Source organism: Aeromicrobium sp. CTD01-1L150 (assembly GCF_041951745.1).
Taxonomy (GTDB): Bacteria; Actinomycetota; Actinomycetes; order Propionibacteriales; family Nocardioidaceae; genus Aeromicrobium.
The window spans coordinates 977,905-1,000,477 of record NZ_CP169555.1; the positions used below are offsets into that span (position 1 = coordinate 977,905).

Annotated in this window: 20 protein-coding genes; 13 read left to right on the forward strand and 7 right to left on the reverse strand. The window is 68.1% G+C overall.

Annotated features, from left to right (window positions below):
* Positions 1-11: 11 nt before the first annotated feature.
* The 4 genes from ACEVFP_RS04830 (at position 12) to ACEVFP_RS04845 (ending at position 3,581) form a co-directional block, all read left to right on the forward strand.
* On the forward strand, positions 12-797 hold the full coding sequence (locus tag ACEVFP_RS04830) for an ABC transporter ATP-binding protein (protein ID WP_375002393.1): 786 nt from the start codon (positions 12-14) through the stop codon (positions 795-797).
* Between the two features lie 64 nt (positions 798-861).
* Positions 862-1,860, forward strand: coding sequence for an ABC transporter substrate-binding protein (locus ACEVFP_RS04835; RefSeq protein WP_375002395.1), 999 nt, complete (start codon positions 862-864; stop codon positions 1,858-1,860).
* Between the two features lie 84 nt (positions 1,861-1,944).
* Positions 1,945-2,748 carry an ABC transporter permease gene (locus ACEVFP_RS04840; RefSeq protein ID WP_375002396.1) on the forward strand — a complete coding sequence of 268 codons (804 nt, stop codon included), beginning with the start codon at positions 1,945-1,947 and terminating at the stop codon, positions 2,746-2,748.
* Positions 2,745-3,581, forward strand: a complete 837-nt coding sequence (locus ACEVFP_RS04845) for an ABC transporter permease (protein ID WP_375002397.1) — start codon at positions 2,745-2,747, stop codon at positions 3,579-3,581. Before ACEVFP_RS04840 ends, ACEVFP_RS04845 begins: the two co-directional genes overlap by 4 nt.
* 212 nt (positions 3,582-3,793) lie before the next feature.
* On the opposite strand, the gene ACEVFP_RS04850 is transcribed toward ACEVFP_RS04845, so the two are convergent.
* The 5 genes from ACEVFP_RS04850 to ACEVFP_RS04870 form a co-directional block, all read right to left on the reverse strand.
* Positions 3,794-4,957, reverse strand: coding sequence for an ABC transporter ATP-binding protein (locus ACEVFP_RS04850; protein ID WP_375002399.1), 1,164 nt, complete (start codon positions 4,955-4,957; stop codon positions 3,794-3,796).
* Positions 4,958-4,961: 4 nt separating this feature from the next.
* Positions 4,962-5,807 carry a carbohydrate ABC transporter permease gene (locus tag ACEVFP_RS04855; protein WP_375002400.1) on the reverse strand — a complete coding sequence of 282 codons (846 nt, stop codon included), beginning with the start codon at positions 5,805-5,807 and terminating at the stop codon, positions 4,962-4,964.
* Between the two features lie 66 nt (positions 5,808-5,873).
* Positions 5,874-6,794 (reverse strand): carbohydrate ABC transporter permease, encoded by a 921-nt coding sequence (locus ACEVFP_RS04860; protein ID WP_375002401.1) that lies wholly within the window; start codon positions 6,792-6,794, stop codon positions 5,874-5,876.
* Positions 6,795-6,873: 79 nt separating this feature from the next.
* A complete protein-coding gene (locus ACEVFP_RS04865) occupies positions 6,874-8,190 on the reverse strand; it encodes an extracellular solute-binding protein (RefSeq protein ID WP_375002402.1) in 1,317 nt (438 codons plus the stop codon).
* Between the two features lie 72 nt (positions 8,191-8,262).
* Positions 8,263-9,969: a glycoside hydrolase family 13 protein gene (locus ACEVFP_RS04870; protein ID WP_375002404.1), complete on the reverse strand. Its 1,707-nt coding sequence runs from the start codon at positions 9,967-9,969 to the stop codon at positions 8,263-8,265.
* A 232-nt stretch (positions 9,970-10,201) separates the two neighbouring features.
* Between ACEVFP_RS04870 and ndk the strand changes: the two genes are divergently transcribed.
* On the forward strand, positions 10,202-10,612 hold the full coding sequence (ndk, locus tag ACEVFP_RS04875) for a nucleoside-diphosphate kinase (RefSeq protein ID WP_375002406.1): 411 nt from the start codon (positions 10,202-10,204) through the stop codon (positions 10,610-10,612).
* Positions 10,613-10,657: 45 nt separating this feature from the next.
* A complete protein-coding gene (locus ACEVFP_RS04880) occupies positions 10,658-10,969 on the forward strand; it encodes a hypothetical protein (RefSeq protein ID WP_375002407.1) in 312 nt (103 codons plus the stop codon).
* A 16-nt stretch (positions 10,970-10,985) separates the two neighbouring features.
* On the opposite strand, the gene ACEVFP_RS04885 is transcribed toward ACEVFP_RS04880, so the two are convergent.
* The gene (locus ACEVFP_RS04885) at positions 10,986-11,660 is read right to left on the reverse strand and encodes a hypothetical protein (RefSeq protein ID WP_375002409.1); all 675 of its coding nucleotides are present in this window, start codon (positions 11,658-11,660) and stop codon (positions 10,986-10,988) included.
* 68 nt (positions 11,661-11,728) lie between these two features.
* Between ACEVFP_RS04885 and ACEVFP_RS04890 the strand changes: the two genes are divergently transcribed.
* Positions 11,729-13,672, forward strand: a complete 1,944-nt coding sequence (locus ACEVFP_RS04890) for a TIGR03960 family B12-binding radical SAM protein (RefSeq protein ID WP_375002410.1) — start codon at positions 11,729-11,731, stop codon at positions 13,670-13,672.
* Between the two features lie 104 nt (positions 13,673-13,776).
* On the opposite strand, the gene ACEVFP_RS04895 is transcribed toward ACEVFP_RS04890, so the two are convergent.
* Positions 13,777-14,997 (reverse strand): CynX/NimT family MFS transporter, encoded by a 1,221-nt coding sequence (locus ACEVFP_RS04895; RefSeq protein WP_375002412.1) that lies wholly within the window; start codon positions 14,995-14,997, stop codon positions 13,777-13,779.
* Positions 14,998-15,077: 80 nt separating this feature from the next.
* Here ACEVFP_RS04895 and ACEVFP_RS04900 point away from each other — a divergent pair, with 80 nt between their 5' ends.
* The 6 genes from ACEVFP_RS04900 to proB all read left to right on the forward strand — a co-directional run bounded on the left by ACEVFP_RS04900 (position 15,078) and on the right by proB (position 22,564).
* On the forward strand, positions 15,078-15,866 hold the full coding sequence (locus ACEVFP_RS04900) for a TIGR03936 family radical SAM-associated protein (protein WP_375002414.1): 789 nt from the start codon (positions 15,078-15,080) through the stop codon (positions 15,864-15,866).
* A gap of 158 nt (positions 15,867-16,024) precedes the next feature.
* Positions 16,025-18,997, forward strand: coding sequence for an Rne/Rng family ribonuclease (locus tag ACEVFP_RS04905; protein ID WP_375002417.1), 2,973 nt, complete (start codon positions 16,025-16,027; stop codon positions 18,995-18,997).
* 131 nt (positions 18,998-19,128) lie between these two features.
* A complete protein-coding gene (gene rplU, locus ACEVFP_RS04910; RefSeq protein ID WP_375003762.1) occupies positions 19,129-19,437 on the forward strand; it encodes a 50S ribosomal protein L21 in 309 nt (102 codons plus the stop codon).
* A gap of 11 nt (positions 19,438-19,448) precedes the next feature.
* Positions 19,449-19,703 (forward strand): 50S ribosomal protein L27, encoded by a 255-nt coding sequence (gene rpmA / locus ACEVFP_RS04915; protein WP_375002419.1) that lies wholly within the window; start codon positions 19,449-19,451, stop codon positions 19,701-19,703.
* A gap of 138 nt (positions 19,704-19,841) precedes the next feature.
* Positions 19,842-21,482, forward strand: a complete 1,641-nt coding sequence (obgE, locus tag ACEVFP_RS04920; protein ID WP_375002421.1) for a GTPase ObgE — start codon at positions 19,842-19,844, stop codon at positions 21,480-21,482.
* Positions 21,479-22,564 (forward strand): glutamate 5-kinase, encoded by a 1,086-nt coding sequence (gene proB / locus ACEVFP_RS04925; protein ID WP_375002423.1) that lies wholly within the window; start codon positions 21,479-21,481, stop codon positions 22,562-22,564. The genes obgE and proB overlap by 4 nt, the downstream gene beginning before the upstream one ends.
* The last annotated feature ends 9 nt before the right edge of the window (positions 22,565-22,573 follow it).

Sequence of the window (22,573 nt, forward strand, 5' to 3'; positions counted from 1 at the left end):
GAAGGAATCCGATGGCAACTATAGAACTGACAAACATCTCGAAGTCGTTTCCTGCCCAGAGCGGAACTGGCCAGTTGAACGTACTGGACGACTTTAGTCTCACGGTGAACGACGGCGAGTTTCTTTGCCTCTTGGGCCCTTCAGGTTGCGGGAAGTCGACCTCCTTGGACATCTTGGCCGGTCTGACGCACCCCGACCTCGGTAGCGTCACGGTCGGGGGCAGATCAGACTGGGCGGGACTGAGTTGCGGCTATGTGTTCCAGCGTCCGCAGTTGCTCAACTGGCGCACGGTTCGGCAGAACCTGGAGTTCGCTTTGGCGGGTAAGGGTGTCGCGCGGGCAGAGTGGAAGGAATACACCGACCGGTATCTTGAACTCGTCGGGCTCACTGATTTCGCAGAGTCCTATCCATTGAGTTTGTCCGGGGGGATGCAACAGCGTGTCGCACTTGCGCGTGGCTTGGTCATCGAACCAGACGTGCTGCTGATGGACGAGCCGTTCAGCAGCCTCGATGAGCTGACAGCCCGCAGGCTGCGAGTCGAGCTGTTGGAGATCGTTGCCGATCAGCTGACGACAGTTCTATTCGTCACCCACAATGCGCTCGAGGCCGCTTTTCTAGCTGATCGAATTTGCGTTGTCAGCCCCCGGCCAGCACGAATCGTGGAGCAGTTCGAGGTCCCAGTTGGTCGGCCACGCAGGCCCGAAGACGTCGCTCTCGTCGAGGTGCAGCAGCGGGTTCTGGGATTGCTCGACGCTGACGCTCAGCTGGCCGACGAACCGATACCTCAGTCCACGTGAACGCCGTCCGAAGAACTAGCTGCTGGTGGGACGCGATCCCACCCCACTGCGCGAGGAGTCGTCCATGAAACAGTTCATCAACCGCCGGGCCTTGGCGTTGGGCGCGGCCTCGGTCGCAGCTCTCCTTGTGGCCGGTGCATGTAGCGTCATCGAAGGCACCGAGGGAGGTGGATCAGCACTTCCGGTCGTGAAGTTCGGCGCCACCCTTCAGCCCAGTTCGATCGGCATGGTCGCAGAGGTCATCAAGGAGCGAAGTCTCGACGAGGAATGTGGCATCAACCTGGACGTGACTTCCTTCTCCCCTGATGCGGCCGAAATTGCTCTGCTGTCTGGTCAGACCGATGTGGGGTACTTCGGATTCAATTCCTGGGCCGGCTCATCCGAAAAGCTGGAGAAGCTGGCTATGATCGAACCGTTGCAGGCCGAGCACGGTGTTCTGTACGTGCGGGAGGATTCGCCGTCGACGTCGTTGGAGGATCTCAAAGGCCAGAAGATCGCCTTGCTGCCGCCAGTTTCCGCGCAGTACAACGACTTCAAAATGCTTGTTGCAAAGATGGGCATGGACCTTGAAAGTGACTTCGAGGCGGTGACCGGCCCGCCCCCCGCCATCGAGGCGTTCCTCAAGCGCGGCGAGGTTGCCGCGGCGATTCTCTTCGAGCCGAACGGGACCAACTTGGAACAAGCCGGCGGGTACCGCCCCCTGTTCTCGTTGAACGAACGATGGACCGAGATCACCGGCGACCCGCTGTACATGCTGGGCGTCAGTGCCAACCGAACATGGTTGGAGGGCAACGAAGCCGAGGCGCAGTGTGCTGCTGAGGCAATCCATGCTGCGACTGAGCTTCTAGCCAATGACGATAGTGTTTACGCAGAGTTCCGAGCTGACCTCGAAGTCGAGGATGACGACCACCTGGCCATGCTGGCGGAGAACCTCGGAGCGATCTATACGGCCCAAACGGCAGATGAAGCCAGTTCGGCGGTCCGGGAACAGCTTGAGATCGCCAAGGACCTTGGATTGATCGACACAGTCCCAGATCCGATCTTTACCCCGTTGGGGGACTGAGTAGTCGTGGCATTGCTTACACGGCCGACGGCACCGTTGAGTGGTCTCCGCAGGTTTGAACCATTGCTTCTTCGTCTCGTATCGGTGCTGGCGTTGCTGGTGGTGTGGGGCGCGGCATCGGCTTGGATCGGACCTGACATCCTTCCCGGACCTGTAGCCGTATCGGAGCGCCTGATCAACGTGGTGCTGTATGAGGATTTCGTTCGGCATATGGCCGCAACCATTGCGCGCGTGATGACCGGGCTAGTGGCGTCGCTATCGATTGCCACCGTCCTTGGGATCGCGATGGGGCTTAGTCGAAACGCCGAGCGCTTCCTCGACGGTCTGATCCTCCTTGGACGTGTCATGCCTGGTCTGGCCTGGGCGCTGCTTGCGCTGATGGTGGTCGGTGTCAGTGGGAGGGCTCCGATCTTTGCTGTGTTGCTCGCGGTCACCCCGTTGCTCACGCTGCAAATCTGGGAGGCAACCAAGGCACTTGATTCGGACCTGTTCAGGATGGCACGCGTCTTCGATGCGACGAGAATGATGGTTTTCCGGCAGGTGGTGGTTCCTGCGACTCTGCCGTCCATCGTTGGCGGAGCGAAGCTCGGGCTTACATTGTCGTGGAAGGTGGTGGTTCTGGCGGAGCTCTTCGGGGTTACCTCTGGCGTGGGCGCCGAGATCAATCGCAACTTCCAGATCTTCTCGCTCGACGGGGTCCTTGCATGGGCGCTCGCATTCGGAGCGGTGATGGCCCTTGTGGAGTACGCCATCATCGGTCCGATCTACAGCCGATTGACTCGTTGGCGTTCATTGAGCGGTCGCGTCCCGCTAGCCGAGCGGCTATTGCGGCAAGCGTCGTGGTCGCGCTCCGTGCGTGACTCCCGAGTGGAGGGACCGGTGGCGTGAACAGTACCTCGAATGAGCGATCTGAAGTCCTGCCAGTCTCAAGGCGGCGGGTCGTCATCAGCGGCCCCGGAGGCATTTGGTCGGTTGTCGGCTGGCGGATCTTAGCTGCCGCGTTCGCATTGACGGTGTGGTGGATCGTCGCCCACACCGTGGCGGTGGATGTGATTCCTACTCCGCTCGAGACTGCCAACCGATTGGGCGAAATCGTCACAGGCGGCGGCTTCCTCAGTACCGTGCTGCTCACTTTGCGACGGGTTTTCTCGGGCATGGTGGTCACCGTCTTGCTCGCCTTGCTGCTCGGGATTGCGATGGGAAGGAGTGCTCGGACCAATGCCTTGCTCGACACGTGGGTGCTGATCGGCCGCAGCATGCCTGCTCTGGTTTGGGCCCTGGTCGCCGTGATGGTTATCGGTTTGAATGGCTGGACGCCCGTTGTCGCCGTTGTCCTCACCGCCCTTCCCTTGGTGGTTCTTACCATCCGCGAATCTGCGATGGCGCTTGATCACGAACTGTTCAAGATGGCTCGTGTTTTCCGGGCTGGCCGGGTCCTGCAGGTCACCCGGATTCTGCTGCCAGCGCTCCTGCCGTCCATCGTGGCGGGCACCAAACTCGGTCTCACCTTGGCGTGGCAGGTCGTAGTCATCGCGGAGTTGTTCGGCCTGGGCTCCGGCGTTGGGTATGAGATCCATGAAGCGTTCTCGGACTTCGACATCGAGACAGTGCTTGCTTGGGTTCTCGCGTTCTCGGTCGTGATGGCAGCCATCGAGTATGGCCTACTGGGAACCATGCAGCGCCGCTTGAATCGTTGGCGTCCCGCTGATCGAGCTGGCTAGTCGTGCAGAAGCACGGAGAGGACCCTGTACGCAGCTCGGGGAACCACAGATCTAGCTGACCCGTGGTCGGCGTCACCGTCTCGGGGAGCGTGCCAGTACGTTGCGCCACCCTGCTGCGGGGTCCGGCTAAGCCGACCGCGCGAACAGTGACCGTGGGTTCCCGGCCAGTCGGAGTATCGAAACTCGTCAGTTGCGAGTGGTGCTGAGTTCTGTCAGAGGCCGACGGTGAGGTTCTCGCCGTCGGAGGGGTCGAACAGGTGCATCTTGTCGATGTCGATGGACAGCACGGACTGACCGTCGTCGCCCGCCTGGCTGGCGGAGTCCAGCGAGACCACCAGCTGGGTGCGTAGGGAGTCGCTGTCGGCCTCGCGGGCGAGGTCGCGCAGATGGTCCTGCACCAGCTGGTCGGCGTCGTAGGGGATGTAGGCGTACTGCTGGTCGCCCAGCCACTCGCGCACGTCGATCGTGGCCTTGAAGGTGCGCGACTCGTCCACGGCGGCGGGATCGAGCACCGAGACGTCCTCGAAGTGCTCGGGCCGGATGCCGGCCATCAGCAGGCTCTTGCCGGCCGCGCGCTCCGCCTTCTCGGCGGGCAGCTCGAAAGTGCCGAACGGCAGCTTGACCCGGTTTCCATCGATCTCCGCAGGCAGGAAGTTCATCGGCGGCGAGCCGATGAACCCCGCGACGAACAGGTTGACCGGCTGCTCGTAGAGCTCCCGCGGAGTGGCCAGCTGCTGCAGGATGCCGCGCTTCATGACGGCCACCCGGTCGCCGAGCGTCATGGCCTCGGTCTGGTCGTGGGTGACGTAGACGGTGGTGATGCCCAGCCGCTTCTGCAGTCGGGCGATCTCGGTGCGCATCTGTCCGCGCAGCTTGGCGTCAAGGTTGGACAGGGGCTCATCGAACAGGAAGGCCTTGGCGTTGCGGACGATCGCGCGCCCCATGGCGACGCGCTGACGCTGGCCACCGGAGAGGTTGGCCGGCTTGCGCTGCAGGTGCTCGTCCAGGTCGAGGGTGGTGCTGGCCTCGCGTACCAGCTCATCGACCTCGCCGTCCTTCTTGCCGGCGAGGCGCAGCGGGAAGGCGATGTTCTCGTACACCGTCAGGTGCGGGTAGAGCGCGTAGTTCTGGAAGACCATCGACAGGTTGCGATCGCGCGGCGCGAGGTCGTTGACGCGCTGGCCGTCGATCACCATGTCGCCGGAGGTGATGTCCTCCAGCCCCACGATCATCCGTAGCAGCGTGGACTTGCCGCAGCCGGACGGGCCGACCAGGATCAGGAACTCACCGTCGGCGACGTCGATACTGACGTCGTTGACCGCGGCGAAGCCGTCTCCGTACTTCTTGACGATGTTCTTCATCTCGATGGCGGCCATGACATCAACCCTTCACTGCGCCGGCGGTGAGACCCGCGACGATCTTGCGTTGGAAGAACAGGACGAGCAGGACGATCGGGACCGTCGCGACGACGGCACCGGCGGCCAGCAGCGATGCGGGCCGGTTGAACGGGTCGTCGCCGACGAAGAACGACAGCGCCGCAGGTATGGGCCGGGCCGACTCCGTGGAGGTCAGCGAGATGCCGAACACGAAGTCGTTCCAGGCGAAGAAGAACGTCAGGATCGCGGCGGTGAACACACCGGGTGCGGCCAGCGGCACGATGACCTTGCGGAAGGCCTGCCATGCGGTGGCGCCGTCGACCTGGGCGGCCTGCTCCATCTCCCACGGAATCTCGCGGAAGAACGCTGACAGGGTCCAGATGGCCAACGGCAGGGTGAAGGACATGTAGGGGATGATCAGGCCGATCCACGTGTCGTAGATGCCGATCGTGCGCCACATGTCGAACAGCGGACCGACCAGCGAGACCACCGGGAACATCGCGATGACCAGTGCTGTGGTGAGCACGAACTTCTTGCCGGAGAACTCCAGCCGGGCGATGGCGTAGGCGGTCAGCGTGGCGATCACGACCGACAACCCGGTGGCGATCAGGCAGATGCCGATCGAGTTGAAGATGGCGCGACGGAACTGGTCGTCGGCGATGACGTCCACGTAGTTCTGCCACCCGGCGCCACCGCCGGTGGCGGGGAAGAAGCCGGGGCTGCCGTTCGTGATGGCGTCCTGGGACTTGAACGACAACGAGATGATCCACGCCACCGGGAGCAGGCACCAGGTGAGGATGAGCGTCACCCCGAGAGCGGTTCCGATGCGGCTCATGAGCTGGTTGTTCATGCGACCGCCCCCGTCAGAACCCCACCGTACGAGGGCACCCGCATTGGTTCGCGCTCGTTCATGCCGTCACCCCTGCCGTGCGGCCGACAGGTCGACCTTGAATAGCTTGACGATGCCGAGGGCCACCACCAGGACGGACAGGAACAGCAGGACCGAGAGTGCAGAGCCGATGCCCAGCTGGAACTGCTCGATGACCTGACGGTAGGTGAGGAAGGAGATCGACTCGGTGCCGTTGGCGCCGGCGGTCATGACGAAGATGTTGTCGAAGATGCGGTAGGCGTCCAGGGCGCGGAACAGCACGGCCACCATGATGGCGGCCCGCATGTTCGGCAGGATGACCTTCCACAGTCGCTGCCACCAGGTGGCGCCGTCGACCTTGGCGGCCTCGAGCATGTCGTGGGGGACCTGGGCGAGCCCGGCCAGCAGCAACAACGCCATGAAGGGCGTCGTCTTCCAGATCTCCGAGACCATGATCGCGATCATCGACGACCAGTACTGCCCGAACCAGTCGAAGTCCGGGTTCATGAACGGCAGCCAGCCGTTGACGAAGCCGTTGGTGTTGGAGAAGGCGAACTGCCAGGCGAAGCCGGAGACGACGGTGATGATGCCGTAGGGGATGAGGATCGAGGTGCGGATCAGGCCACGAGCGAAGATCACCTTGTGCATCACCATCGCGAAGGCGAAGCCGATCACCAGCTCGAAGAAGACCGTCACGACCATGATGAAGACCGTGTTGAGCGTGTCCCGCCAGAACAGGGAGTCGCTGAGCGCGGTGAGGTAGTTGCCCAGCCCCACGAACTGGCGGTCGTCGGGCGCGGTGAGCGAGTAGTCGAACAGTGAGAGGTACAGCGCCCGCAGCATGGGGAAAGCCGTCACCAGGAGCATCAGGACGATCGCCGGTGCCACCAGCTTGAGGGCGAGCCTGTTCTCGGCACGCGAGCGGTCCGACGTCGGTGCGCTGTCCTTGTGCTTGGTGGCGGTGCTCATGGTGCCACCTCCGTGACGCACGGCAAGGACCACGGACCTGACGCCGTGACACCTGGATGGTTCGTTCGCTGACGCTCGCTCACAGCAGGGCCTCCCCTCTCAGGATGTCGGTGAGGAACTCGGCCGAGCGTTCCGGTGTCGTGTCCGGGTTGACGCCGTTGGGCGAGTGCCAGCGCGACTGCACGGCGTTGGAGATCTGGCTGTAGAAGGCGCTCTTGGGCCTGGGCCCGCCCTCGTCGATGCTCTCGCTGTAGAGCTCGAGCAGGTCGACCGGGTAGGCGTCCTGCAGCTCGGGGGAGTCGTACACGCTCTGCCGCGACGGCATGAGGCCCTCGTTGACTGCGAGGTCGGACTGTGCCTGCGGAGAGGTGATGCACGCCGCCGCCTCCTGGGCCGCATCGACGTCGTCGGAGAAGGCGCCGACCCCGATGTCGATGCCGCCGATGGGCGGCTTGGACTCCTGGCCCTCGACGGTCTGCGGGTAGCGGGCCCAGCCGAAGTCCTCGAACTCGGCCTCGTCGGCGGGGCCGCCGCCCTCACCGATGAGGCCCTCGTAGTTCTTGAAGACGAAGGTCCAGTTGACCATGAAGGATCCGGGGCCCTCGGCGGGGAACATCCGGCCGAGGCTGGTGCCCTCGTTGGAGGTGGTGAAGTCGGGCTGCGCGGCGCCGGAGCGTGCCAGCTTCTGGATGACGCCCGCCGCTGCGGCGCCGGCCTCGGAGTCGACGGTCACCTCGGCGTCGCGGCCCTCCTCGACGGTGCCGGGGTCGAGGATGTCGCCGCCGGCTCCCTGGATGAGGGCGTTGATCCACACGACGTAGGCCTCGTAGCGGTTGGCCTGGACGCCCACGGTGCCGCCCTGGTCGGCGGCGGCGTCGATGACCTGGTCCCAGGTGACCGGTCCCGACATGTCGAGCCCGGCCGCCTCGGCGAGCGACTTGCGGTACCAGAGAACCTGGGTGTTGGCCCACTGCGGTGCGGCGACGACCTCGCCGTCCCACCGCACGGTCTCGGCGGCACCGGCCAGGACGTCGTCGTCGAGGACCTGGTCGGCGAGCTCGCCGTCGAAGGGGGCGAGCCAGCCGGCGTTGGCGAACTCGGGCACGAAGACAGGGTCCAGACTCATCAGGTCCGTGGAGTTGTCGCCGGCGGCCAGCCGTCGGGCCAGCTGGGTGCGCTGGTCGGTGGCGCTCGCAGGCAGCAGCTGGATGGCGATGTCGTACTCGTCGGTGCTGCACTCCTCGGCGAGGGCGTTGAGGGTGTCCTGGCCGTCGGGGTTGATGTACCAGTTCAGCGTCGGCTTGGCGTCTGTGCTTCCGCAGGCGGCGAGCATCCCGATGCTCAGTGCCGTCGCGGCGGCAGCGGCTGCCGCTCGCGTCCTCGGCTGGTGCACCATGCGCCCTCCCACTGTGTGACTCACATCACGTGCAGTCGAAACCTACGCTCACAGTGAGGCCAGCCGCAAGGCTCAGCCCAGAAGCGCCCACGCAGTGACGTCGCTCGGCACCCTGCCGTCGTCGAGATCGTCGGAGGACAGGAGCACCTGGGCGCCGCTGGGAAGCGCGACCGCGGCCGCTCCCAGGTTGGCGACCACGAGCACGGATCCGTGCTCGCAGGAGACCGTGAAGGCCACCGCTGAGTCGGGGAAGCCGGCGGCCCACTCCAGGTGTCCACGCCCCAGACGCAGCTCACGGCGCAGGCGCAGCAACCTCCGGTACAGCTCGAGGGTGGAGCCCGTGTCGCCACGCTGCTGGTCGGGCGAGAGGGTGGCGTACTCCGACGGCTGGGGGAGCCACGGCAGGCCCTCGGGCCCGAAGCCGAGGCTGGGGCCCTCGGCGGACCAGGGCACCGGCACACGGCACCCGTCGCGCCCCCGACGCGTGTGCCCGGAGCGTTCCCACGTCGGGTCCTGGCGAGCGTCGTCGGGGATGCGGGTGGCCTCGGGGAGGCCGAGCTCCTCACCTTGGTAGAGGTAGGCCGAACCGGGCAGGGCGAGCATCAGGGCGGTGGCCGCCCGGGCTCGGCGCAGCCCCAGTGCAGGGTCGGGCTGCGGGTCGTCGGCACCGATGCCCTCCACGGGTGGCTGCCCTGGGTCCTGAGGGTAGGCCAGTCGCGTCGCGTGCCGCACGACGTCGTGGTTGGACAACACCCAGGTCTGCGGCGCCCCGACGCTCTTGGCACTGGCCAGCGAGGTCGTGATCACCGAGCGGAGGTCGTCGGCGCGCCACGGGCACATGAGGAAGGCGAAGTTGAACGTCTGGTGCAGCTCGTCGGGGCGTACGTACCGGGCCAGCGCCTCGGCCGGCTGTACCCACGCCTCGCCACACAGGACGCGGTCGCCGTCCTCGCCCCAGAGTGGCGACGAGTGCGTGTCGACCCAGGAGTCGGTGAGCCGGCGCCAGCGGCGGTAGATCTCGTGCACGCCGGGCTGGTCCCACATGGGCAGCCGGCCCGTGGCCTCGACGTCGGCGTCGATCGAGAGGTCGGCGTCCGGTAGTCCCTCGGCCTTGACGAGCCCGTGGGCGACGTCGATGCGGAACCCGTCGACGCCGCGGTCGAGCCAGAAGCGCAGGACGCTCTCCAGCTCCTCCTGCACCTCCGGGTTCGTCCAGTCCAGGTCCGGCTGGGTGGAGTCGAACAGGTGCAGGTACCACTGTGTTGGTCGCCGCCCAGGGCCCGCCGCCCCCGCCCGGTGCTCGTCCGGCAGGCGCGTCCAGGCAGGACCGCCGAACTTGCTCACCCAGTTGTTGGGTGGATCCTCACCGTCCGGGCCCCGGCCCTCGCGGAAGACGTACCGGGCGCGCTCACGGCTGCCCGGCCCGGACTCCAGCGCCGCCCGGAACCACGGGTGCTCCTCGGAGGTGTGGTTGGGCACGACATCGACGATCACCCGCAGGCCGAGGGTGTGGGCACGGCTCACGAGGGCGTCGAAGTCCGCGAGCGTGCCGAACAGCGGATCGACGTCACGGAAGTCGGCCACGTCATACCCGCCGTCGTGCTGCGGGGAGACGTAGAACGGTGAGAGCCACAGGGCGTCGACCCCGAGGTCGACGAGGTGCTCCAGTCGTGAGGTGATGCCGGGCAGGTCACCCACGCCGTCGCCGTCGGAGTCGGCCCATGAGCGCGGATAGACCTGATAGATGACGGCGTCGCGCCACCAGGGGTGCATGGGCATGGAGGGGTCCTCGCCGAGGGGAAGGAGGTCGGGCACGACGCTACCGAGTGCATCCCCGCGTCCGTTGCGCGGTCGTCGACGTCATCGTGGCCGCACGGTGGTCGAGTAGCCATGGGCAGCGAGGACCGAGCGTTCCCGCGGCGTATCGGGACCAGTGGGCCGAGTGATCTCGTCAACCCCTGGGGAGCGGGCACCGGTCGGCACCTCGAGCGCGGACGATAGTTTGTTGGCCATGTCCCAGCGCACTCTCGTCCTGCTCAAGCCCGATGCCGTCCGCCGCGGCCTCGTCGGTCAGATCCTGGCCCGTTTCGAGGCCAAGGGGCTGACCATCGTCGCCCTGGAGCACCGCAGCATCGACGTCGAGATGGCCGACACCCACTACGCCGAGCACGTCGAGCAGCCCTGGTACCCGCCGCTGCGTGAGTTCGCGGTCTCCGGCCCGCTCGTGGCGCTCGTCCTGGAAGGTGATGAGGCGATCTCCGTGGTGCGCGCCCTCAACGGCGCCACCGACGGCCGCGTCGCCGCGCCCGGCACCATCCGGGGCGACCTGTCGCTGTCCAACCGCGAGAACCTCGTCCATGCCTCGGACTCCGAGGAGTCGGCGGCTCGTGAGATGGCGCTGTGGTTCCCCGGTCTCACCTGAGCACCTGACGTCGCCTGAGCAACCGGCCTCACCTGAGGAGCTGACGTGGAGCCACAACGCCAGGCGATGACGGCCGGCCGCTGGGTCGCCGTGGTGGCCAGCGTGCTCGCCGCACTGCCGTTCGGCTTCGGGGTCCTCAGCGTCGCCTCGAGCGTGCTCTCCACGAGCCCTACCGCCGACCCACACGGGTACGCGCTGATCTTCGGGGCGATGCTCGCGATCCTGTTCGGCGCCGTGCTCTTCTGCGTCCTGCCCCTCACCGCGCCCGCCGAACGACGCCGGACATGGTCGCTCGCCTGTCTTGCAGCGTTCGTGACCATGGTGGCCGTCCTGCTGGTCTTGCTCTCGACGCAGTGAGTGTCAGGGCGCGGGGCTATAGAGCCTCGGGTTCCGGTGGCTCCGGTTCGGACGGACCGGCCCAGGCCACGTCGAGGTGGGCCAGGACGGCATGGAACTGGCCCCGGACCTCATCGGGCAGCCAGACGACGTCGTGTGACTCCGAGGCCAGCTCGACCGGCTCGGTCAGGGTGACGGCGTCCACCGCCTGCCGGGGTGCGTCCTTGCCGCCCGCGCCGGGTGGTTCCAGCTCGACGAGCGTCACCTTCAGGCTCACCGGAACCTCGTTGCGGTTGACGACGCCGACGCCCCAGAACTCCTCAGGGTCGAGGGTCGCGTGCTCGGTCATGTCCACCATGAGCGCCTCGACCGGGGCGGTGATCTCCGAGAGAGCCGTCTCCTGGACGTCGACCACGGCGATGTTCACGCCGCGCACGTTGCGCGCGCCCATCCCGTGGAAGTGCAGGACGTCCACGGCGCGCTGACCCGGTGGGGCCACGACGGCGCCGCGGTCGATGCCGAGCACGGTGCCCACCTCGACGTTGGGCATCTCGCGGCCGTACTGGTCCACCGCCGTGAACCGCAGCACCGGCCGCAACCCGACGTCTGTGGTGTTCTGCAGCGTGACGGTCTGGTCGAGGTCGCCGTCCTTGCCGAGCGGTGCGTAGGAGACGCGGATGCCGGGACGGTTGCGGCGGGAGAACATGCCCATGGCGGCGAGCGTATCTGGCGCCGGCAGGCGTTCGGCACGGCCGCCGTGCACACCTTAGGCTGGAGGGCATGGTCGTCGAGTCGCTCTTTGCCCGCCTGGAGCCGCTGCTGCCCTCGGTGAGCAAGCCGATCCAGTACGTCGGTGGCGAGCTCAACGCCACCGTCAAGGAGTGGGAGGACGTCGCCGTCCGTTGGGCGCTGATGTACCCGGACGCCTACGAGGTGGGTCTGCCCAACCAGGGTGTCCAGATCCTCTACGAGGTGCTCAACGAGCGGGACTGGATCCTCGCCGAGCGCACCTATGCCGTCATGGCCGACATGGAGGCGGTCATGCGCGATCACGGCATCGAGCAGTTCACCGTCGACTCGCACCGTCCCGTGAGTGCCTTCGACCTGCTCGGCGTCTCCTTCGCCACCGAGCTCGGCTACACCAACCTGCTCACGGCCCTCGACCTCGCCGGGATCCCGCTGCACGCCACGGACCGCGGCGACGAGCACCCCGTCGTACTGGCCGGCGGCCACAGTGCCTTCAACCCCGAGCCGATCGCCGACTTCGTGGACGCCGCCGTCCTGGGCGACGGTGAGGAGATCGTGCTGGCCATCAGCGACATCGTGCGCGAGCACAAGCAGGAGGGTTCGCCGGGTGGACGGTCCGAGCTGCTGTTCAGGCTCGCCGCCACCGGCGGCATCTACGTCCCCCAGTTCCACGACGTCAGCTACCTGCCGGACGGGCGCATCGAGAAGGTCGTACCCAACCGGGCGGGCGTGCCGTGGCGGGTCACCAAGCACACGCTCATGGACCTCGACGCCTGGCCGTACCCCAAGAAGCCGCTCGTGCCCCTGGCCGAGACAGTGCACGAGCGCTACTCCGTGGAGATCTTCCGCGGCTGCACCCGCGGCTGTCGCTTCTGCCAGGCAGGGATGATCACCCGACCCGTGCGGGAGCGCTCCATCGAGACGATCGGCTCCATGGTGCAGAACGGGCTGGACAACTCCGGCTATGAGGAGGTCGGCCTGCTGAGCCTGTCCAGCGCCGACCACACCGAGATCGGCGAGGTCGCCAAACAACTGGGCGACCGCTATGAGGGCACCAACACGTCGCTGTCCCTGCCGTCGACCCGCGTCGACGCCTTCAACATCGCGCTCGCCAACGAGTTCAGCCGCAACGGCCGTCGTTCGGGGCTGACGTTCGCACCCGAGGGCGGCAGCGAGCGGCTGCGCAAGGTGATCAACAAGATGGTGACCGAGGAGGACCTCGTGCGCACCGTCACCGCCGCGTACTCGCACGGCTGGCGGCAGGTGAAGCTGTACTTCATGTGTGGGCTCCCCACAGAGACCGACGAGGACGTCCTGCAGATCGGTGAGCTCGCCAAGCGTGTCATCGAGGTGGGTCGGGAGGTCTCTGGGCGCAAGGACATCCGCTGCACGGTGAGCATCGGCGGGTTCGTGCCCAAGGCGCACACGCCGTTCCAGTGGGCCGGGCAGCTGGACCACGAGACCACCGACGAGCGGTTGCGCAAGCTGCGTGAGTCCGTCCAGTCGGACAAGCGGTTCGGTCGGGCCATCGGCTTTCGGTACCACGACGGCAAGCCCGGCACCATCGAAGGACTGCTCTCACGCGGCGACCGGCGTGTCGGCCGCATCATCGAGGCGGTGTGGCGCGACGGTGGCCGGTTCGACGGCTGGAGCGAGCACTTCTCCTACGACCGGTGGGCGGCCATGTGCGCGGAGGCGCTCGGCGACGAGGCGCCCGATGGTGGCAGCTGGCTCGACTGGTACACCACGCGTGAGCGTGACCACGACGAGGTCCTGCCGTGGGACCACCTGGACTCCGGCCTGGACAAGGACTGGCTCTGGGAGGACTGGGAGGACGCCATCGACCCCGACGGACCCGTCGAGGTCGACGACTGTCGCTGGACGCCGTGCTTCGACTGCGGGGTCTGCCCCCAGTTGGACACCGAGATCCAGGTCGGCCCCACGGGCAAGACGCTGCTGCCCCTCAGCGTCGTCTGAGCTTTGTCGCCCGCTCGGGTGCATGGTCCGGGCCTGCCGGTCGGCATCGACCGGGCACCGGCGGGCCGTGCGGCTGGCGTCCCCGGGTCTTCGCGGACCGAGCGTCAGGGACGCAGGGTGTCCTCCAACGGCGCGGAGCGGTCCGCGTAGGCGCCGGCGATCGCGATGATGACGCCGAGCGAGGCGAGGCCGAGCAGCGGGACCGTCCAGGAGCCGGTGACGTCGTGCAGGAAACCGGTCCCGAACGGTGCCAGTCCTCCGATCAGGTAGCCGGGGCCCTGGACGAGGGTCGAGAGGGCCGTCGTACCGGCCGTGGTCCGGGCCCGTTGGCCGATCATCGTCAGGCACCACGTGAAGGCACCGCTGCCCAGGCCGAGCAGAATCGCCCACAGGGCGGAGACCGTGGCCGGCGCCACGACCATGCCGACCCAGCCGACCAGCGTGAGCGCGCCGAAGGTGACCGGCAGGACGGCGGTGCCACCCCATCGTCGAACCAGCCACGGCAGGCTCAGCGTCAGGGGCACGCCCACACCGGTCAGCAGGCCGAGCAGCACCCCTGCCTTGGCGGGCCCGACCCCGGCGTCGACGAGGATGGTGGAGAACCACCCGAACTGGGCGTAGGCGACGCCGGACTGCGCTGCGAAGCAGGCGACGAGTGCCCAGGTCAGCGGGGAGCGCGCCACACTCGCGGTGGGCAGACGGTCCTGGGGCTGCAGGCGCGCGTGGACGTCGTGCCGCAGCATCCGCAGCCACGGGAGCAGAGCCAGCAGGGCGAGGACGGCCCAGACGCCCAGTCCGATGCGCCAGCTGGGGGTACCTCCCAGCACGGAGCGAAGCGCAGTGCTTGGGGGAGCGAACCCTTCGGCCACGGGGACGGTGAGCGACGTGGTGACGGAGCCGCTGCCGATGAGCGCGGCACCGTAGAGGGCACTGACCAGGGCGATCCGGTCCGGGAAGTGGGTCTTGGCCAGTGGCGGCAGCACGACGTTGCCCATCGCGGCGCCGCCCAGCGCCACGGCCGAGAACAGGAAGAACAGGGCCGGGGACTCCACGACGGCACGCAACGCCATGCCTGAACCAGCGAGGGCGAGAGCCAGGACCGTGGTCCGGTGCAGCCCGAGGCGACGCACGACCGCGCCGGTGGAGAGGCCGACGAGGGCGAAGCAGATCATCGGCAGGGTGGTCAGCACCCCGGCTGCGGTGGGGGACAGACCGAGGTCGTCCTGGATGGAGGTCAGCAGGACGCCGATGCTGCCCACGGCGGTGCGCAGGTTCAGCGCCAGCAGGACGATCGCCGCCGCTGTCAACCATCTCCCTGCACGCACCGGCCCATTGAATCCCGTCCGTCGTGCCGGTCCGACGCCGGGCCCCGACTCGGCGACGGCGCACCAGTAGGGTCGCGAGCGTGACTGACGACGGGAGCGTGACGCCACAGGGAACGCCCAATCCGGAGGCTCCCAACCCGCAGCTGGCGATCGCGCAGAAGCTCCGGCTCCGCTATGCCAAGCGTGGACGGCTGCGCTTCACCAGCCACCGTGACTTCGGCCGGGCCTTCGAACGCGCGGTCCGCCGTGCCGGGGTGCCGATCGCCTTCAGCTCCGGGTACACGCCGCACCCCAAGATCTCCTATGCCGGTGCCTCTCCCACGGGCGCGGCGAGCGAGGCCGAGTTCCTCGAGATCGGTCTGACCCGCCCCTGTGAGGCCGAGCAGGTCCGTGCCGCACTCGATGATTCCCTGCCGCAGGGCCTGGATGTCCTGGAGGCCGTGGTCTCCGCGGGCGGCACGCTGGCCGACCGGCTGGAGGCCAGCCGGTGGGAGATCGAGCTGCCCATCGTGAGCCCGAGTCGGCTCGAGGATGCCGTCGAGGCCCTCCTGGCAGCCGAGGTCGTAGAGGTGGAGAAGAAGACCAAGCGGGGGCCGAAGATGGTCGACGTCAGAGGGCCCGTCGTGGGCCTGCGGGTCGCCGACATGGCCCCCGATGAGTCGGCGTGTGCGATACTGGCCTTGGTTGTACGGCACGCAACACCGTCGATACGACCGGATGACGTTCTTGCCGGACTGCGGTCACAGGGAGGTCTTGAGTTTGATGGGACGCCGTTGGCGACCCGGACGGCACAGGGTCCCTTGGATGAGCAGAACGGCACGGTCGGCGATCCGCTCGCCCTCGACCGCGACGCACCAGACCGGTGCTGACCGCGGCGGGCCGGGCGGGGAAGCCATGTGACAGGCCGAGGCGTCGTCACCTCGACGAACGGACAGCGTTCGCCGGGAGAATGAGACTTGGAGCCCTCTGACGCGGGCCAGACGCACACCCCCGGCCGGCCGCGCCGCCGCGGGTTGAAGGAGAGCAGATGCTCGACGATGACAACAACACACCCGGATCCGATCCGACGACCACCTCCCGCTCGAGCCGCCGGCGCGCCGCTGGCCGTGCAGCTGGTCCACCGGCTCCGATCAGCACCGACATCTTCGCTGCCCCCAGCGGGGCGCAGGCCCGGTCCGCCACCGACGAGCCCGCCGATCGAGGTGGATCAGGCGGCGGGAAGGCCCAGAACTCCGGGAAGGTCGAGAGTTCCGAGGAGGCCCAGGCGCCCGAGGTGAAGGCTCCGACGGCACGAACCACTGGTGTGGAGTCCGTGGATTCCACCGCGAGCAAGAAGAAGGCAGCCTCCCGCAGCCGCGGCAAGGCCGACCCGACGACGCAGTCGGCGAGCGAGACGCCCGCCGAGCCTGCCCCGAAGAAGTCCACCTCGGCGGGCAAGGCCAAGAAGGCCGACGCCGGCGACGACGCGCGTGAGGAGTCCGCGGTCGCGCAGGAGAAGGACCAGGGCGCGCAGGAGGACCAGCCCTCGAAGGGTGACGCGCCCAAGCGTGATGCGTCGAAGCCTGCTGGTTCCAAGGAGGCTGGGTCCAAGCGTGGGGCTCTGGCGGTGCCCACCTTCCAGGCCCCCGAGACCACCGTGCTGCCGCCCCGGCCCAAGAACGAGGACAGCAAGAACGAGGACAGCTCGTCGGCCGAGGACGACTCCGGTGACGGCGAGGCCGACGACACCCAGGGATCCGGCGGCGGCAAGCGTCGCCGACGCAGCCGCGGCGGCCGCCGGCGCAACAAGTCCGACGACGCCACCGGTGAGACGCAGTCCTCCGGCCAGGACGACTCCGATGACTCCGACGACGACTCCGCAGACGGTTCGGCCACCACGCGCCGCCGTCGGCGACGCGCTCGGGCCGGCGAGGGCGCCGGCCGCACAGCGGATGATCCCGAGGACACCGTCGTCAAGGTCCGCGAGGGCCGCAGCGCTCAGGACGAGATCACCAGCGTCACCGGCTCCACCCGCCTGGAGGCCAAGAAGCAGCGCCGCCGTGAGGGCCGTGAAGCCGGACGGCGTCGCGCGCCGATCGTCTCCGAGGCGGAGTTCCTCGCGCGCCGCGAGTCCGTCGAGCGGCAGATGATCGTCCGCCAGAGCCCGGCCTCGGTCAGGGGCACCGACGACAACGCCTACACGCAGATCGCCGTCATGGAGGACTCCGTCCTCGTGGAGCACTACGTCGCCCGCGAGTCCCAGGTCTCGATCATCGGCAACGTCTACCTCGGCAAGGTGCAGAACGTCCTGCCGAGCATGGAGGCCGCCTTCATCGACATCGGCGCCGGCCGCAACGCCGTCATCTATGCCGGCGAGGTCGATTGGAGTGGGGTACAGAACGGCAAGGCCCGCAAGATCGAGGAGGCCCTGCAGCCCGGGCAGACAGTCCTGGTGCAGGTCACCAAGGACCCGATCGGGCAGAAGGGTGCCCGCCTGACGAGCCAGATCAGCCTCCCGGGCCGATTCCTCGTCTACGTCCCGGGCGGTCAGTCCAACGGCATCTCCCGCAAGCTCCCCGACACCGAGCGCTCCCGTCTGAAGTCGCTGCTCAAGCAGATCCTGCCCGAGGATGCCGGCGTCATCGTGCGCACTGCTGCCGAGGGCGCCAGTGAGGAGCAGCTGACGCGTGACGTCACCGCGCTCAAGGCGCGCTGGGAGGACATCGAGGGCAAGGTCGACCAGGCCACCACCTCCAAGGGCGGGGCCCCCCAGCTGCTGTACGCCGAGCCCGACCTCGTCATCAAGGTCGTGCGCGACCTGTTCAACGAGGACTTCAGCTCCCTCGTCGTCGACGGACCCGATGCGTGGGACAACATCTCCGGCTACATCCAGCACGTCGCCCCCGATCTTGCGGAGCGCCTGAACGAGTGGCGGGCTTCCGAGCACGACGGCCAGGGGGCCTTTGAGGCACTGCGCATCGAGGAGCAGATCCACAAGGCGTTGGAGCACAAGGTCTGGCTGCCATCGGGTGGATCGCTCATCATCGATCGCACCGAGGCGATGACCGTCATCGACGTGAACACCGGCAAGTTCACCGGATCCGGTGGCAACCTGGAGGAGACGGTCACCAAGAACAACCTGGAGGCGGCCGAGGAGATCGTGCGCCAGCTCAGGCTGCGCGACATCGGCGGCATCATCGTCATCGACTTCATCGACATGGTGCTGGAGAGCAACCGCGACCTGGTGCTGCGGCGCCTCGTGGAGTGCCTGGGACGCGACCGCACTCGCCACCAGGTCGCCGAGGTGACGTCGCTCGGCCTGGTGCAGATGACCCGCAAGCGCATCGGCACCGGACTGCTGGAGTCCTTCAGCACCGACTGCGACCACTGCAAGGGCCGGGGAGTGGTCATCACGGCCGAGCCGGTCGAGCCCAAGAAGGACGACGGCTCGCGCCGCGGCGGCGGACGTCGGCGCGGAGGTCGTGGCGGCAATGGCCATGGCAACGGCAGTGGCGGCAACGGTCAGCACGACGGCGACACCGCTCGTGGCCAGGACAAGGGCAGCGGCAAGGACGGCGGCAAGGGCGAGCGCAGCGACGGCAAGCCTGCCGAGGCGAAGAGTGCCGGGCACAAGGACGACGACTCCCAGGACGCCGGGCCGAAGAACGGGGGATCCAAGAGCGCTGGACCCAAGAGTGCAGGTCCGAAGAGCCAAGGGTCCGCAGCCGGCGCCGAGGCCGACAGCGCCGCCTCTGCCCTGGCGGACTCCGGTGGAGCGCAGCCCGTGGAGTCCGGGACCGGGGTCGGGTCCGCCGAGCAGGGCACAGGCGAGGCAGATGCCACGCACCGACAGACCGAGCAGGCCACGTCAGGCGCCCGCAAGCCGGTCCGGCGGGCCAGTCGCAAGCAGGCGGCGCCCACGAGCGCCGATCCCGTCACGCCCTCCGACGTCTCCACCGAGAAGGTCGACGACCAGCTCGGCACCAGCCCCGTTTTGACCGACACGCCCGAGGCTCCGTAGAATGGATCGTCGGTGCCTCCGGGCGCCGCGTCCGCATGCCCAGCCGTGGCGCGGAACCCTGAGCTGTCAGCAGTAGCAGAGACTTCAGCAGAAGCAGAGCTTTCCAGCAGAACCGAGTGAGGAATCCCGTGGTGTACGCAATCGTGCGCAGTGGTGGCACGCAGCAGAAGGTCGCCGTCGGCGACGTCGTCGAGATCGACCGCGTCACGCAGACCGAGGGTGAGTCCGTCGAGCTGCCCGCGGTCCTCTACGTCGACGGTGACGCCGTCACGTCGGCCGCCGACGATCTGTCCAAGGTCTCCGTCACCGCTGAGGTGCTCGGTCAGACCAAGGGCCCCAAGATCGTCATCCAGAAGTACAAGAACAAGACCGGGTACAAGAAGCGCCAGGGTCACCGCCAGCGCTACACCCAGGTCAAGATCACCGGAATCGCGAAGTAGGAGCCTGACACATGGCATCGAAGAAGGGCGTTTCGTCCACCAAGAACGGTCGCGACTCCAACGCGCAACGCCTCGGCGTGAAGCGTTTCGGCGGCCAGCTCGTCAACGCCGGCGAGATCATCGTCCGCCAGCGTGGCACCCACTTCCACCCGGGCACCAACGTGGGCCGTGGCGGCGACGACACGCTGTTCGCGCTCTCCGCGGGCTCGGTGGAGTTCGGCAGCCAGCGCGGTCGCAAGGTCGTCAACATCGTCCCGGCCGAGTAATCCCAGCAGACACCCAGCAGGGGCGGTCCGCAGCAGCGGGCTGCCCCTGCTGTGTTTTGATCCAGCCGCCCAGGGCCCGGCACCCCCGCCGGGTTTCCCAGCCCGACCCCGTGAGCCAACCAGCACCAGGAGCATCCCGTGGCCGTTCCGACCTTCGTCGACCGGGTGCGCCTGCTGGTGTCCGCAGGCAACGGTGGCCACGGTGTGGCCTCGGTGCACCGTGAGAAGTTCAAGCCTCTCGGCGGCCCCGACGGCGGTAACGGCGGACACGGCGGTGACGTCATCCTGCGCGTGGCCCAGGACGTGACCACCCTCGTCGACTACCACCACGAACCGCACCGCAAGGCCGGCAACGGCGCACCCGGTGCCGGGAGCAACCGCAACGGGGCCGGCGGCGACGACCTCGTCCTGCTGGTGCCCGACGGCACCGTGGTGCGCGCGGTCCCAGACGCCGGCGACCCGGACGCCGGTGACGGGGAGGTCCTGGCCGACCTGGTCGGTCCCGGCACCGAGCTCGTCATCGCCGCGGGCGGTCGCGGCGGTCTCGGCAACGCCGCGCTGGCCTCCAGCAAGCGCAAGGCGCCCGGATTCGCGCTGCGCGGCGAGCCCGGCGAGGAGATCGCGATCGTGCTGGAGCTCAAGGTCGTGGCCGACATCGGCCTGATCGGCTTCCCGAGCGCCGGCAAGTCCAGCCTCATCGCCGCACTCTCGCGGGCGAGGCCCAAGATCGCCGACTACCCCTTCACGACCCTCGTGCCCAACCTCGGCGTCGTCACCGCCGGCTCGGTCACGTTCACCGTGGCTGACGTCCCCGGACTCATCGAGGGAGCCAGTCAGGGCCGCGGCCTGGGTCACGACTTCCTGCGTCACGTCGAGCGGTGCGCGGCGCTGGTGCACGTCATCGACTGCGCCACCGTGGAGCCAGGCCGCGACCCCCTCACGGACCTCGACGTCATCGAGAACGAGCTCGCGCGGTACGCCGAGAACCTCGAGCCCGGCGCTGCAGGAGCCGACCTCCTGCAGCGTCCTCGTCTGGTGGCCCTCAACAAGACCGACGTCCCTGACGCCGCCCAGATCGCCGAGTTCGTGCGCGCCGACCTGCAGGAGCGTGGCTTCGAGGTGTTCGAGGTCTCCGCCGCCAGCCGCGCCGGCCTGCGCGAGCTGTCCTTCGCGATGGCCGAGATCGTCGCCAGTCGTCGTGCCGCCGCCCCTGACGCAGAGGTCACCCGGATCGTGCTGCGGCCGCAGGCGGAGTCCGGAGTGGGCGAGGAGTTCACCATCGTTGCCGGCCGGGGTCCAGCGGGGGAGAAGCAGTGGATCGTGCGCGGCACCAAGCCGACACGCTGGGTGCGCCAGACCGACTTCTCCAACGACGAGGCCGTCGGGTTCCTGTCTGACCGGCTCAACCGGCTGGGCGTGGAGGACCGTCTCCTCGAGCTCGGCGCCGAGCCGGGCGACGACGTCGTCATCGGCGACATCAATCACCGGGGCGAGGGCGACGCAGTGGTCTTCGACTTCGACCCGTCGGTCGCCGCCGGCGCCGAGGTGCTGGGCCGCCGCGGGGAGGACTTGCGCTTCGACGACAACACCCGGCGCACCACCGTCGAGCGACGCGAGGAGCTGGCCGCCAGGCGGGCCTTCGAGATCGAGGCCCGCGAGGCCCGTGAGAGCGGCGACTGGACGTTCCCGGAGGACGAGGACGAGCTGGGCGGTACGGATTCGGACGGGGCTGGCTCGGACGGGGCTGGCTCGGACGGGGCCGGCGAGGACGAGTCGTGAGCCGGATCGTGGTGAAGGTGGGCTCGTCCTCCCTCACCACTCACGACGGTCACCTCGACCCGGCCCGCGTGGACGTCGTCGTCGACGCGGTCGCGGGAGCCCGTGGGCGGGGCGATGAGGTGGTGCTGGTGAGCTCCGGTGCCATCGCCGCAGGGCTCGGCCCGTTGGGCCTGGGTGCTCGGCCCCGGGACCTGCCCACGCAGCAGGCCGCCGCCAGCGTCGGGCAGGGCGCGCTGGTCGCCCGCTACACCGAGCGGTTCGCGCGGCACGGCCTCACGGTGGGGCAGGTGCTGCTCACCGTCGACGACGTCACCCGCCGCGGCCACTACCGCAACGCCTACCAGACCTTCGCCAGGCTGCGTGAGCTCGGCGTCGTGCCCGTCGTCAACGAGAACGACACGGTGGCCACCAGCGAGATCCGCTTCGGTGACAACGACCGGCTGGCCGCTCTGGTGGCGCACCTGGTGCATGCCGACCTCCTGGTGCTCCTCTCCGACGTCGACGCCCTCTACACGGGCCATCCGTCCGAGCCGGGCTCGCGTCGGATCGAGGAGGTGCACGGACCGCAGGACCTGAGCGACGTCGACGTGGCGAGGGTCGGCTCGGCCGTGGGCACCGGTGGCATGGTCACCAAGATCGAGGCTGCCCGGATCGCCACCGGAGCCGGTATCCCGGTGGTGCTGACGAGTGCGCCACACGCCGTCGAGGCTCTGGCCGACCAACCGGTGGGCACCAGGTTCCGTCCTACGGGGCGGCGCCGCCCCACCCGGCTGCTGTGGCTGGCCCATGCCAGTCAGACCAAGGGCGTCCTCACGATCGACGACGGCGCCGAGCGCGCGCTCACGGTCCGCAAGGCGTCGCTGCTGCCGGCCGGCATCACGCAGGTCTCCGGGACGTTCGTGGCGGGCGAGCCGGTGGACGTCGCCACGCTCGACGGCCGAGTGGTGGCGCGCGGCCTGGTCAACTACGACAGCGAGGAGCTGCCCAGCCTGCTGGGCCGCTCCACCCGTGAGCTCGCTGCCGAGCTCGGCGACGAGTATGAACGTGAGGTCGTCCACCGCGACGACCTCATGGTCCTGTGACCACCGACG

Coding starts and splice junctions, on each gene's coding strand:
- ACEVFP_RS04830 (WP_375002393.1), top strand. CDS start 12: ATGGCAACTATAGAACTGACAAACATCTCGAAGTCGTTTCCTGCCCAG.
- ACEVFP_RS04835 (WP_375002395.1), top strand. CDS start 862: ATGAAACAGTTCATCAACCGCCGGGCCTTGGCGTTGGGCGCGGCCTCG.
- ACEVFP_RS04850 (WP_375002399.1), bottom strand. CDS start 4,957: ATGGCCGCCATCGAGATGAAGAACATCGTCAAGAAGTACGGAGACGGC.
- ACEVFP_RS04855 (WP_375002400.1), bottom strand. CDS start 5,807: ATGAACAACCAGCTCATGAGCCGCATCGGAACCGCTCTCGGGGTGACG.
- ACEVFP_RS04860 (WP_375002401.1), bottom strand. CDS start 6,794: ATGAGCACCGCCACCAAGCACAAGGACAGCGCACCGACGTCGGACCGC.
- ACEVFP_RS04865 (WP_375002402.1), bottom strand. CDS start 8,190: ATGGTGCACCAGCCGAGGACGCGAGCGGCAGCCGCTGCCGCCGCGACG.
- ACEVFP_RS04870 (WP_375002404.1), bottom strand. CDS start 9,969: ATGCCCATGCACCCCTGGTGGCGCGACGCCGTCATCTATCAGGTCTAT.
- ndk (WP_375002406.1), top strand. CDS start 10,202: ATGTCCCAGCGCACTCTCGTCCTGCTCAAGCCCGATGCCGTCCGCCGC.
- ACEVFP_RS04885 (WP_375002409.1), bottom strand. CDS start 11,660: ATGGGCATGTTCTCCCGCCGCAACCGTCCCGGCATCCGCGTCTCCTAC.
- ACEVFP_RS04890 (WP_375002410.1), top strand. CDS start 11,729: ATGGTCGTCGAGTCGCTCTTTGCCCGCCTGGAGCCGCTGCTGCCCTCG.
- ACEVFP_RS04905 (WP_375002417.1), top strand. CDS start 16,025: ATGCTCGACGATGACAACAACACACCCGGATCCGATCCGACGACCACC.
- rpmA (WP_375002419.1), top strand. CDS start 19,449: ATGGCATCGAAGAAGGGCGTTTCGTCCACCAAGAACGGTCGCGACTCC.